The 11,914-nt window shown below is 75.7% G+C and carries 12 protein-coding genes; 6 read left to right on the top strand and 6 right to left on the bottom strand.

All coding sequences use genetic code 11. The features are described 5' to 3' along the window. The first annotated feature begins 67 nt into the window (after positions 1-67). Both ACIRD3_RS07125 and ACIRD3_RS07130 read left to right on the top strand, forming a co-directional pair. Positions 68-1,270, top strand: a complete 1,203-nt coding sequence (locus ACIRD3_RS07125) for an MFS transporter (RefSeq protein WP_402212781.1) — start codon at positions 68-70, stop codon at positions 1,268-1,270. A gap of 114 nt (positions 1,271-1,384) precedes the next feature. Next, positions 1,385-2,104 carry a class I SAM-dependent methyltransferase gene (locus ACIRD3_RS07130; RefSeq protein ID WP_402212783.1) on the top strand — a complete coding sequence of 240 codons (720 nt, stop codon included), beginning with the start codon at positions 1,385-1,387 and terminating at the stop codon, positions 2,102-2,104. A gap of 100 nt (positions 2,105-2,204) precedes the next feature. Here ACIRD3_RS07130 and ACIRD3_RS07135 read toward each other — a convergent pair whose 3' ends face one another. From ACIRD3_RS07135 to ACIRD3_RS07145, 3 genes are all read right to left on the bottom strand, one after another. Continuing rightward, entirely contained in the window at positions 2,205-2,606 is a 402-nt protein-coding gene (locus tag ACIRD3_RS07135) for a pyridoxamine 5'-phosphate oxidase family protein (protein WP_402212785.1), read from the bottom strand. A gap of 78 nt (positions 2,607-2,684) precedes the next feature. Beyond that, the gene (locus ACIRD3_RS07140) at positions 2,685-3,320 is read right to left on the bottom strand and encodes an MBL fold metallo-hydrolase (protein WP_402212786.1); all 636 of its coding nucleotides are present in this window, start codon (positions 3,318-3,320) and stop codon (positions 2,685-2,687) included. Beyond that, positions 3,317-4,402 carry an S-(hydroxymethyl)mycothiol dehydrogenase gene (locus tag ACIRD3_RS07145; RefSeq protein ID WP_402212788.1) on the bottom strand — a complete coding sequence of 362 codons (1,086 nt, stop codon included), beginning with the start codon at positions 4,400-4,402 and terminating at the stop codon, positions 3,317-3,319. Before ACIRD3_RS07145 ends, ACIRD3_RS07140 begins: the two co-directional genes overlap by 4 nt. A gap of 601 nt (positions 4,403-5,003) precedes the next feature. Between ACIRD3_RS07145 and ACIRD3_RS07150 the strand changes: the two genes are divergently transcribed. The 3 genes from ACIRD3_RS07150 (at position 5,004) to ACIRD3_RS07160 (ending at position 7,875) form a co-directional block, all read left to right on the top strand. Continuing rightward, positions 5,004-6,224 carry a cytochrome P450 gene (locus ACIRD3_RS07150; RefSeq protein ID WP_402212790.1) on the top strand — a complete coding sequence of 407 codons (1,221 nt, stop codon included), beginning with the start codon at positions 5,004-5,006 and terminating at the stop codon, positions 6,222-6,224. After that, complete coding sequence (locus tag ACIRD3_RS07155; RefSeq protein WP_402212792.1) at positions 6,221-6,478, top strand: ferredoxin; 258 nt, start codon at positions 6,221-6,223, stop codon at positions 6,476-6,478. The genes ACIRD3_RS07150 and ACIRD3_RS07155 overlap by 4 nt, the downstream gene beginning before the upstream one ends. Before the next feature lie 140 nt (positions 6,479-6,618). Then, positions 6,619-7,875, top strand: a complete 1,257-nt coding sequence (locus ACIRD3_RS07160) for an MFS transporter (protein ID WP_402212793.1) — start codon at positions 6,619-6,621, stop codon at positions 7,873-7,875. 6 nt (positions 7,876-7,881) lie between these two features. Here the strand turns inward: ACIRD3_RS07160 and ACIRD3_RS07165 are convergent, their stop codons facing one another. Together ACIRD3_RS07165 and ACIRD3_RS07170 are read right to left on the bottom strand one after the other, a co-directional pair. Continuing rightward, on the bottom strand, positions 7,882-8,793 hold the full coding sequence (locus ACIRD3_RS07165) for a LysR family transcriptional regulator (protein WP_402212795.1): 912 nt from the start codon (positions 8,791-8,793) through the stop codon (positions 7,882-7,884). A 22-nt stretch (positions 8,794-8,815) separates the two neighbouring features. Next, entirely contained in the window at positions 8,816-10,378 is a 1,563-nt protein-coding gene (locus ACIRD3_RS07170) for a phosphotransferase (protein ID WP_402212797.1), read from the bottom strand. A gap of 63 nt (positions 10,379-10,441) precedes the next feature. On the opposite strand from ACIRD3_RS07170, the gene ACIRD3_RS07175 reads away from it, so the two are divergent. After that, positions 10,442-10,954 carry an AAA family ATPase gene (locus ACIRD3_RS07175; protein ID WP_402212799.1) on the top strand — a complete coding sequence of 171 codons (513 nt, stop codon included), beginning with the start codon at positions 10,442-10,444 and terminating at the stop codon, positions 10,952-10,954. 24 nt (positions 10,955-10,978) lie between these two features. Here ACIRD3_RS07175 and ACIRD3_RS07180 read toward each other — a convergent pair whose 3' ends face one another. Beyond that, positions 10,979-11,905 (bottom strand): PhzF family phenazine biosynthesis protein, encoded by a 927-nt coding sequence (locus ACIRD3_RS07180; protein WP_402212801.1) that lies wholly within the window; start codon positions 11,903-11,905, stop codon positions 10,979-10,981. Positions 11,906-11,914 lie beyond the last annotated feature (9 nt).

Here is an 11,914-nt window from a genome sequence, read left to right on the forward strand (position 1 = left end):
CGCCATTCGGCCCAGCGCACCCCCGCACGGCACCGGCCCGGCCCGGAGCCGCGCCTATCGTGGGCGGATGACCGACCGTCGGACCGCCCGGCCGGCCACGGGCAGCCCCGGCTACCTCGTGGCCGCCGCCGCCTTCGCCGTCTGCATGACGGGCACCACCCTGCCCACCCCCCTCTACGGGCTGTACCAGGACGAGCTCGGCTTCTCCGAACTGACCGTGACGGTCGTCTTCGCCGTCTACGCCTTCGGGGTCATCGGCGTCCTGCTGCTCGTCGGCAACGTCTCCGACACCGTCGGACGCCGCCCCGTCCTGCTCGGCGGACTGGCCTTCGCGGCCGGCAGCGACGCCGTCTTCCTCGGCGCGGACTCCGTACCGCTGCTCCTCCTCGGCCGGCTGCTCTCCGGCCTCTCGGCGGGCCTGTTCACCGGCACCGGCACCGCGTACGTGCTGGAGCTCGCCGCGCCCGGGCAACGGGCCCGCGCCGGCTTCGTCGCGACCGCCGCCAACATGGGCGGGCTCGGCTGCGGGCCACTGCTCGCCGGCGTGCTCGCCGAGTACGCGCCCGCCCCGCTGGTCCTGCCGTTCGTCGTGCACCTGGTGCTGCTCGCCGTCTCCTTCGCCCTCACCCGGCGCCTGCCGGAGACGGTCGCCGGCGCCCGCCCGCTGCGCACCGCGCGACCGAACCTGCCGTCCCTGCCGCCGGAGGTCCGCCCGGTGTTCGTCCCGGCCGGGATCGCCGCCTTCGCGGGCTTCTCCCTGCTGGGCGTGTTCACCTCGGTCAGCCCGGCGTTCCTGGCCGGCGAGCTCGGCGTCGACAACCACGCCGTGGTCGGCCTGATCGTCTTCACCGCCTTCTTCGCCTCCACCCTCGGCCAGCTGCTGGTGCCCCGGCTGGGCACCGCGCGGGCGATCCCGCTGGGCTGTCTGGTACTGATCGCCGGGCTCGCCCTGCTGGCCGCCTCGCTCGCCTGGACGGTCCTCCCACCGCTGGTGCTCAGCGCCCTGGTGGGCGGGGCGGGCCAGGGCATGGCGCTGCGCGGCGCGGTCGGCGAGGTGGCCGCCGCGAGCCCCGCCGAGCACCGCGGCGGGGCCCTCTCCGCCCTGTTCGTGGTCGCCTACTTCGGGATCTCGATCCCGGTCATCGGCGTCGGCCTGCTCACCGGCCCGGTCGGCCTGGCCCACGCCGGTCTGGTCTTCGCCGCCTGCATGGCCGTCCTGGCCGCCGCCTCCGGCACCTACCTGCTGCGCCGGGCGACCACCGGGGGCTGAGGCTGCGGCGCTGCGGCCGCCTGCTCGCAGCCGGGTGGCGGTGCTTGCCGCCCGGGCCCCGGTACCGGTAGACACGACCCGGACACTGTGCGTGATACCCGGAGGTCAACCGCCATGAGCGTGACGAGTCGGTACAGGGACGCCTGGGAGGGCTTCTGGCGCGAGGCGCCGGAGGAGCCGGGCGCGGTGATCTGGGACGCGGAGCCGGCCCTCACCGCCGAACGCCACCTCACGCTGTTCGCCCCGCACCTCACCGACCCCGGACTGCCGCTCGTCGACCTCGGCTGCGGCAACGGCACCCAGACCCGCTTCCTGGCCGAGCGGTTCGACCGGGTCCTCGGGGTCGACCTGTCCGCCGCCGCCCTGGAGCTCGCCCGGCGCCGGGATCCCACCGGGCCGGCCGAGTTCGCCCGGCTGGACGCGACCGACACCGAAGCCGTCCGGGCCCTCCACGACCGTCTCGGCGACGCCAACGTGTACGTGCGCGGGGTGATCCACCAGAGCGAGCCGGCCGACCGCCGACCGGTCGCCGAGGCCGTCGCCACCCTGCTCGGCGCGCGCGGCCGGGCCTTCGTGGTCGAGCTCTCCGAGACCGCCAAGCAGGTCCTGGCCGACCTCGCCCAGGACCCGTCCGGGCCACCGCCGAAGCTGCGCCCGGTGTTCGCCCACGGCCTCGCCCCCGCCGAGGTCGCCGACGCGGACTTCGGCGGCTTCTTCCGCGCGGCCGGCCTCACCGTCCTCGCCTCCGGCGACCTGCCGCTGGCCACCACGGAGTCCACCCCGGACGGCGCCCGGATCGAACTCCCGGCCCAGTGGCTCGTCGTGGGCGCCTGAGCCCCGATGAGGCGTGTCCGACGAACAGCGCGGAACGGCCGTTCTCGACATCGAGAACGGCCGTTCCGGTGAAGCGGGACGCTCCGGTGAAGCGGGCCGCTCAGCCGCGGCCGAGGACGCGGTCCACGGCGATCTCGATGACCACCCGGTCCGGGTTGACCCGCGGCTGGCGGTAGCGCTCGGCGTAGCGCCGCTCCGCGTCCGCGACCTGCTCGGGCTCGTCGCGGACGACCGCCACGCCCTCCAGGGTCGCCCAGCGGGCCCGGTCGACCTGGCAGACGGCGACCCGCAGTCCCCGCGCCCCGGCGGCCGCGACGTTGAGCGCCTTGCGGCTGGTGCGGCTGGTGATCACCCGGGCGGTCGCCGTCCGCGGCTCGAACGTCACACCGACCGGCACCACGTGCGGCGTGCCGTCCGGCCGGGTGGTGGTCAGGGTGGAGATGTGCCGCTCGCGCCAGAAGGCGAGCATGGCGTCGTCGAGGTCGCGCGGGTCATGGGCCATGGTCGGGATCGTACGGCCCCCGGGGAACGACCGGTCCCCGGGGGCCGTACGGACGCGACGTCACGGTCCGCGGGACCGTCAGTGGCCGCGGGCGATCCACTCCGGCAGGGCCGGGGCCTCGGCGCCGATGGTGGTCGGGTCGCCGTGGCCGGTGCGCACCACCGTGTCGGCCGGGAGGGTCAGCAGGCGCTCCCGGATCGAGTCGATGATGGTCGGGAAGTGCGAGAAGGACCGGCCGGTCGCGCCCGGGCCGCCCTGGAAGAGGGTGTCGCCGGTGAAGACGGTGCCCAGCGCGGGGGCGTACAGGCAGACCGAGCCGGGGGCGTGGCCCGGGGTGTGCAGGACGGTCAGTTCGACGCCGGCCACCTCGATCCGCTGGCCGTCCGCCAGTTCGCCGTCCGGGAGGCGGTCGGGGTGGGTCTGCTTCCACAGCGGCAGGTCGTCCGGGTGCAGCAGGATCGGCGCGCCGGTCCTGGCGGCGAGGGCCGGGGCGGCGTCGATGTGGTCGTTGTGCGCGTGGGTGGAGACGATGGCCCGCAGCCGGCGGCCGCCGAGCGCCGCCTCGATCGCCTCGGCGTCGTGGGCGGCGTCGATCACCACCGCCTCCCGGTCGTCGCCGACGATCCAGACGTTGTTCTCCACCTCCCAGCTGCCGCCGTCGAGTTCGAAGGTCCCGGCGGTCACCAGCCGGTCGACACGGGCGGAGGTGCTCACAGGACCACCACCGAACGCAGGACGTCGCCGCGGTGCATGCGCTCGAAGGCCTTCTCCACCGCGTCGAGTTCGATGGTCTCGGTGACGAAGGCGCGCAGGTCCAGGCGGCCCTGGAGGTAGAGGTCGATGAGCATCGGGAAGTCCCGCGAGGGCAGGCAGTCGCCGTACCAGGAGGACTTGAGGGCGCCGCCGCGGCCGAACACGTCGAGCAGCGGGAGTTCCAGCCGCATCTCGGGGGTGGGCACGCCGACCAGGACGACGGTGCCGGCCAGGTCGCGGGCGTAGAAGGCCTGCCGGTAGGTCTCGGGCCGGCCGACCGCCTCGACCACCACGTCGGCGCCGTTGCCGCCGGTGAGCTCGCGGATGGCCTCGACCGGGTCGGTGGTGGTGGAGTTGACGGTGTGGGTGGCGCCGAGGGCGCGGGCGGTCTCCAGCTTGCGGTCGTCGATGTCGACGGCGATGATCTTCGCCGCGCCCGCCAGCCGGGAGCCCATCACGGCCGCGCCGCCGACGCCGCCGCACCCGATGACGGCGACCGAGTCGCCGCGGCCCACGTTGCCGGTGTTGATGGCCGCGCCGATGCCCGCCATCACGCCGCAGCCGAGCAGGCCGGCCACGGCCGGCTCGGCGGCCGGGTCGACCTTGGTGCACTGGCCGGCCGCGACCAGGGTCTTCTCGGCGAACGCGCCGATGCCCAGCGCCGGGGACAGCTCGGTGCCGTCCAGCAGCGTCATCCGCTGCTTCGCGTTGTGGGTGGCGAAGCAGTACTGCGGGCGCCCGCGCCGACAGGCCCGGCACTGCCCGCACACCGCACGCCAGTTGAGGATCACGAAGTCACCGGGCTCGACCTCGGTGACGCCCTCGCCGACCGACTCCACGACGCCCGCGGCCTCGTGGCCGAGCAGGAACGGGAACTCGTCGTTGATGCCGCCCTCGCGGTAGTGGAGGTCGGTGTGGCAGACGCCGCAAGCCTGGATCCGGACCACCGCCTCACCCGGACCCGGGTCCGGCACCACGATCGTGGTCACCTCCACGGGCGCGCCCTTGGCGCGCGCGATCACTGCCTTGACCTGCTGGGGCATCCGATTCCACCTCCGACGGCCGGTGCCGCTCTGCACCGGCGTGACCTGCGACGAAACGACTGCGGTAACACCGCCCACGAAGCGTAACGCCCGTTCCGCCGGCCGCCACCGGCCCGGGCGCGGCGATCGGGGCCGCCCCCGGTCCGCCCGGCGGTGGTCCGCCCGCGGCACGTGTCGGCGGCATATCCCACGGTGGGCCGCGCCCGACCAGGCGATTGCCCGGAGCGGGCCCCGCCGCGGGGGCGCACGGACGGCGCTGAGCGCCCGTCAACGCGCCTCGAACTGCCCGGAAAGCACCGGTGTTGGCTGGAAGTGCCGCTGACGGGCGCACGGCGGCCCACGTACGGTCGTAGCAGAGACGGTCCACGCGACCACGCTCAGCACACCCGCCCCACCTGACGGCGCGCCACCGCACGCCGCCCGTGCCAGGCGCGTACCGACCGTACGCCCCCGCACATTTCGCGCCACCCCGCAGCAGCCGCTCGAAGCCCCGGCCCGTGTCGAGCCGCCAGCCGGCCGTACCACCCGTCCCCGCACCATCCTCGGATCCACCCCCGTCGGGCCGCCCCCGCGGCCCATCGCCCTGGAGTCTGGAGTACGGATGTCCACCGAGAACAGTGCGACCGGTGCCGGCACCGGCACCGCCCCGCTCCCCCCGCTGCACTGCCTGCGCCACCTGGAACCCGGCCCGCCCCGGCTGGCCGCGCTGCCCACCGGCACGCCGGTCTGGCTGGTCAGCCGGCACGCCGACGTGCGCCAGGTGCTGACGGACCCGCGCCTGGGCCGCGCCCCGCTCTACGCGCCGGACGCGCCGCCGATCACGGTCACTCCCAACATCCTGGACAACCCGCAGAGCATGCTGAACATCGACGGCACCGAGCACCAGCGGCTGCGCCGCACCGTGCAGCGGGCCTTCACCCCGCGCGCGATCGCCCGCTGGAAGCCGTGGGTGGCCTCGGTCGTCGAGTCCCTGATCGACGAACTGATGGACCACGGCTCCCCCGCCGACATCGTCGCCGCCTACACCCGGCCGCTGCCGGTCACGGTGATCAGCCGGCTGATGGGCCTGGACAACCTGGACACCAAGCGCCTCGCGCACTGGAGCGACCACGCGCTCTCGGCCACCGCCTACTCCGCCGAGGCGATCGTCACGGCCATGGACGAGTTCGCCGCCTTCGGCGCCGGGGTGATCGCCGAGCGTCGCGCCGAGCCCGGCGACGACCTGGTCAGCAGCCTGCTGGCGGCCGCCGCCGAGGACGGCTCGATCACCGAGGCGCAGCTGGTCTCGCTGGTCATCGGCCTGGTCGTGGCCGGCCACGAGACCACCATGACCAGCCTCGGCAACGCTCTGGTCTACCTGCTCGCCGACGGCCGGGAGGCCTGGCAGCAGCTCGCCTCCGACGAGGCCAGCGCCGCCGCCGCGACCGAGCAGCTGCTGCGCGCCGTGCCGCTCGGCGACGCCCACGAGCACATGCCCGGGCTGATGCGCCGCACCGTCGAGGACGTGGAGATCGGCGGGGTGGTCATCCCGGCCGGCAGCGTGGTCGCCGCCGACACCGCCGCCGCCAACCGGGACCCGGAGGTGTTCACCGGCGACCTGCTCACCGAGCTGTTCTCCCCGCCGGCCGCACCGATGATGACCTTCGGCGCCGGGCCGCACCACTGCCTGGGAGCCTGGCTGGCCCGGATGGAGCTGGAACTCGCCCTGCACCGCCTCGCCCGCCGGCTGCCCGCCCTGCGGCTGACCGAGCCGGTCGAGCGGATCGACTGGCGGCGGGGCCTGCTCACCCGCAGCCCGAACTCCCTCCAGGTGGCCTGGTGACGGGCCGGGCGGACACCGAGCCGGTGATCGTCCGGGTCGACCGGGACCGCTGCATCGGCTCCGGGATGTGCGCCCGCAGCGCCCCCGACTCGCTGGCGCTCGGCGCCGACGGACTCGCCGCTCCGCTGGCCGAGTACGCCCACGGCGGGGCGGAGTTGACGGACCGGCTGACCGAGGCGGTGGACTTCTGCCCGGTCGAGGCGCTCACCCTCCACTCGGCCCGCGGCGGCCACCGGATCGACCCGGCGGAGTGACCCTTCTCTCCCGGTGGTGCCCGACGACCCCGACCACATTGGCGGGCACCACCGGGGCAGCCCAATCGATGAGCCGGGCTCATCGGTCGATGAGCTGATCGATCTTGTTCGGCCCTCCGGACGGCTGGTCAGCTGGCCGTATGACGCACACGGAAACGACGAACGCGGATCCGACGCACGCGGATCCGGCGAACCCGCAGACGTCGGCCGCGGAACCGACCGCCCCGCCCGCCGCCCACCGCTGGTCACCGGTGCTCGCCGTGGCCCTCGCCACCTTCACCCTGGTCTCCTCGGAGATGATGCCGGTCGGCCTGCTCACCCCCATGTCCGACAGCCTCGGCATCTCCGACGGCGCCACCGGGCTCTCCCTCACCATCACCGGCCTCATCGCGGCCGTCCTCTCCCCCCTCACCCCCGCGCTGATCGGGCCGCGCGACCGCCGTACCGTCCTGGTCGCCTTCCTGCTGCTGCTCGGCGCCGCCGACGCGCTGACCGCCCTCGCGCCCGATCTCGCGGTGCTGGCCGTCGGCCGCGTGCTGCTCGGCGTCGCGATGGGCGTCGTCTGGGGCCTCGCGGCGAGCCTCGGCCCGCGCCTGGCCGACGGCCGGCGCCTCGCGACGGCGATGACGCTGATCTTCTCCGGCGTCTCCATCGCCTCCGTCCTCGGCGTCCCGCTGGGCACCTACCTCGCCGCGCTGCTCGACTGGCGCGCCGCGTTCTGGGCGCTCGCCCTGCTCGGCGCCGCCTCCGCCGCCGTCCTCGCCGCCACCCTGCCGGCGCTGCCGCCGCTGCCCGTCCCGCCGGGACCGGAGCGCGGGCGGCTGGGCGGCCTGGGCGGCGCGCTGCGCGACCGGGGCGTCGCCACCGGAGCCGCGGTCACCGCCCTGGTCGTGCTCGGCCACTTCGCCGGCTACACCTACGTCCGCCCGCTCCTCGAAGCCGACGCCGGCCTGAGCAGCGGCGTCATCGCCGGCTGCCTGCTGGTGTACGGGCTGGCGGGCGTGGCCGGGAACTTCACCCTCGGGCCGCTCTCCGGGCGCCGCCCGAGGACCGCCGTCGGCCTCGCCCTCGCCGGTGTCACCCTGGCCACCGTCCTGCTGCCGGGCGCCACCGGCGGCGTCGGCACCGTCCTGCTCGTCCTGGTGGTCTGGGGCGTCTCGTACGGCGGGGTGTCGGTCTCCACCCAGACCTGGATCCGCACCGCCGCCCCAGCCCGGATCGAGGCCTCGGCGGCCCTGTGGGCGGGCGTGTTCAACGCGAGCATCGCGCTGGGCTCGCTGGCCGGCGGGCTGGTCGTCGACCGGGCCGGCCACCACGCCGTCCTGTTCACCGCGGCGGCGCTGGCGGGCACCGGACTGCTGCTCACCCTGCTCTCCCGGCCGGCCCCGCGCACCTGAGCGGCTTCAGTCGACGTGCCGGACCAGCAGCTCGACGAAGTCCGCCGCCATCCGGTGCGGCCGCCGCTCGTGCTGCACCACCGCCAGCGAGGTCGAGGCCAGTTCGGGCACCGGCAGGAAGCGGATGTCCGGCCGCTGGAGGTACGCGGTGCTGCGCTCGCACAGCAGCAGCCCCCGGCCGGTGCCGGCCACCATGGACAGGCCCTCCTGGATGGTGGCGGCGCCCGCCGGGTACACCAGCTCCCGCCCGTCCGGCGTCCACCGGGGCGCGTTGACCTCGCGCCAGTACGCGGGCGCCGGGCCGCGCGGCTCGATCAGCGGCAGCGCGGCCAGCTCGTCGGCGCCGACACCGGCCGCCCCGCCCACGCGCCGCGCGGCGGAGACGGCCACGCACACGGGCTGCCGGGAGAACTCCAGCAGCACCTCGAGCCCCGGCTCCCGGCAGGGGGCGAGCACGATCACCAGGTCGACGTCACCCCGGGCGAGCTGCGAGAACGGGTCCGCCCAGGGCAGTTCGACCAGACGGGCGGCACCCTCCGGCAGGCACCCGATCGCCCGGGCGACCGGCTCGTACACGGCGCACTGGAAGCCCAGCCGCAGCGGGCGGGCGGTCCCGGCACGGGCCCGGGCGGCGGCGTAGCCGTCCCGGAGCCGCTCGAAGGCGGGCACGGTCTGCTCGGCGAGGGCGCGCCCCAGGTCGGTCAACTCGACGCGGCGGCTGGTGCGTCGGAACAGCGGTGCGCCGACCCGGGCCTCCAGCCGCTTGATCAGCTGGGAGACCCGGCTCTGGGAGAGGCCCAGGCGCTCCGCCGTCCGCCCGAAGTGCAGCTGGTGGACGAGGACGGAGAAGCACTCCAGCTCCTGCAATGGCAGCTCGGGGAGCACGGCGGGCCCGGTCGCCGTCGTCGGTCGTTCCACTCCGGCAGTCTACGATCCGTCGTCAGACGACCGCCCGTACGGCCGGCAGCCGGCGCAGCTCACCCGCCGGATCGCCTTCGTGGTACGGGCGTTCGCTCGGCTCGATGTGGTCGAGGAACTCCTGGTACCGCAGCGCGTACGCGAGGTGGTGGAACGGCTCGGCCAGCTCCAGGGCGCGCGCCGGGTCCGAGCCGGGGGCGTGCCGCAGCCAGGCCTCGGTCCAGACCCGGACGTGGTGCTGCCAGGCCTCGGGCGAGACGAAGTCGCGCGGGCGCAGCCCGTCCAGGGCGGGGTGGCCGAAGCAGGCGTCGGCGAAGTCGATCACGGTGGCCGGGTCGCCGTCCTCGGCGCGCCAGTTGCCGGGGTGGAAGTCGCCGTGCAGCACGGTCTCCGGCAGTCCGCAGGCCGTCAACTCGATCACTCTGCCGGGGAGTTCGTCGAGCAGTGCGCGCAGGGCGGCCAGTTCGGCGGGGGTCAGGTCGGTCTCCTCGGGGAGCCGGTCCAGCCGGGCCTCCAGCTGGGCCAGCAGGGCCCGCGGCGTGCGGTCGCGCAGTCCGGCCGCGGCGGCCCGGCCGTCCGCCAGGGCCGCCTGGGCGGCCACCAGGCGGGGCACCAGATCGGCGACGGTCTCGGGCTCGGGGCCCCAGCAGTCCTCCCCGGGCACGTGGTCGAGCAGCACCCGGCCGCCGTCCCGGTCGGCGGCGAGGACGGTCGGGACGAGCGTCGGATCGACGCCGCCGAGCAGGGCGACGACCTCGCCCTCGGCGGCGTTGAACGCGGGCGTGGTGGTCTTCAGCCAGACGTCGACGCCGGTCGCGGTGGGGATCCGGAACAGGCCGGACAGGTTCCAGGTCCGGATCTGCCGGGCGGGCCCGGACCGCGGGCGCCCGATCCGGGCGAGCTCCGCCTCCGCCCAGGCCAGCGCCTGCCGCAGCCCGTCGGGCGTGGCCCAGGCGGCACGGCGCTCGGCGGGCCCGATCCGGGCCGCGGTGTCGCCGGCCGGCGGGCGGGGGTCGAGCCCCTCCGGCCGCTCCAGCGCCTCGGCGTGGTAGCGCACCCGCCCGCCGCTCCCGGTCTCCTCGCCCTCGCCCCCGATCAACCGCAGCACCAGCACCGGCACCCCGGCGAGCCGGGTGGCACCCGCCACGACCTCGTCCACGGAGGACCACCACGGGCTCTCCACCTCGAAGGGGCCCAAGGCCCCGAAGTACTCGTCGCCGTGGGTGAGATCGACCGTGACGGTCCGGTGGTTCGCGTGTCGCATCCGGGCAGCTTCGTCCACCGGCGCGGCCGGGCGCCACCGGTTTTCGCGGCGGACCGAACGCCGCCCCACCGCCCGGACCACCACCGCCCGGGCGCGCGCCCGCGCCGCCTCCGCCGCGGCCTGCTCCCGGTCGGACGCGAACACCAGGCGGACGGACAACTCGGCCGGCGCGTCGCCCAGCGCGTCGCACCAGTCGGCGAGGCGGCCCGGATCGCCGCCGTCGGGCCTGCCGGACCGCACCGAACGGAACCGCCGCAGCGCCTGTTTCAGCGCGAGGTCGGGCGTGGCACCGGGCGTGGCGTCGGGCGCGGGATCGGGCAACCGGGGCCTTCTGCCGTCGAGGCGTTCCCACCGGGCACGATACCGGGCGCCTAACCTGACGGCATGACAGAGCGATCGAGCACCGTGGTGCTGATGTGCGGTCTGCCCGGGGCGGGCAAGACCACCTATGCGATGGGCCTGGTGCGGCGCGGCTACGTCCGGCTGTCGATCGACGAGGCGGTGTGGCGGCGCCTGGGCGGGCAGGACGCCGGGGTGGCGCTCGCGGAGGCGGCCTTCGACCGGCTGAAGGACGAGGTGCGCGCCGAACAGCGCCTGGAGCTGGTCGAATTGATGCGAGCCGGGCGCGACGTGGTGGTCGACTACAGCTTCTGGAGCCGGGCCGCCCGCGACGACTACAAGGCGTTGGTGGAGAGCCACGGGGGCCGCTGGGAGCTGGTCCACCTCAAGGCCGACCGGGCGACGCTGGAGCGCCGCCTCGCCGTGCGGAACGGGGAGCGGGGCGCCGACGCCGTGACCGTCGGCGAGGCACTGTTCGCCCGCTACCTGGCCGACTTCGAGGAGCCGCGGGGCGAGGGCGAGCAGGTCCTCCTGCAGCCCTCGCCCGCCCGGGACTGATCCGCTCCGGGCCGTCGGGCCCGCCTACCGGATCGCCACCGCCGCACCCGAGACGCGCACCCGCGCGTCCTCCGCCCGCAGTCCGACCGTCAGCACGCCCGGGCGGCCCAGGTCCTCGCCCTGGTGCAGCGTGAGCACCGTCGGGGCCGTCACCGCTCCCAGCTCCCGCAGGTACGCACCGAAGGCGGCCGCGGCGGCGCCGGTGGCCGGGTCCTCGACCACGCCGCCGACCGGGAAGGGGTCGCGGACGTGGAAGACCTCGGGGGCCTCGCGCCAGACGAGCTGGAGGGTCGTCAGGTCACGGGCCCGCATGAACGCCGCCAGGCCGTCGAAGTCGTAGTCGAGACGGGCCAGTCGGGCGCGGGTGCCGGCGGCCAGGACGAGGTGCCGGGCACCGGCGTAGCCGAACCGCGGCGGCAGGGCCGGGTCCAGGTCGGCGGCGGACCAGCCGAGCAGCGCGAGCGCCTCCTCGACGTCGGCGGCCGGGACCTCCTCGACCTTCGGCTCGACGCTGGTGAGGGTGGCCCGCAGCTGCCCGTCGGCGCCGAGCGCGACCTCGACCGGGACGTCCCCGGCCGCCGTCGCGAAGACGTACCGCCCGGGTCCGGTGCGCTCGGCGAGGGCGACGGCGGAGGCCACCGTCGCGTGCCCGCAGAACGACACCTCGGCGAGCGGGCTGAAGTACCGGACGCGGTAAGCCCCTTCACCCTGGCCGGCGGCCAGGAAGGCGGTCTCGGAGTAGCCCAACTCGGCGGCGATGGCGAGCATCCGCCGGTCGGTCAGCCCGCCGGCGTCGAGCACCACGCCCGCCGGGTTTCCGCCCTCGGGGCGGGTGGTGAACGCGGCGTAGCGGAGCACCTCGGGCTCGGACGAGGGCGAGGCAGCGGAGGCGGCGGGGGCACCGGAGGCGGGAGCGGCGGTGGCGGCGGTAACGGCGGCGTCGTCGGTCATGCCCGGACG

Origin of the sequence: Kitasatospora sp. NPDC093550, from assembly GCF_044764985.1 — a bacterium.
In the GTDB taxonomy this organism is placed as follows: Bacteria; Actinomycetota; Actinomycetes; order Streptomycetales; family Streptomycetaceae; genus Kitasatospora.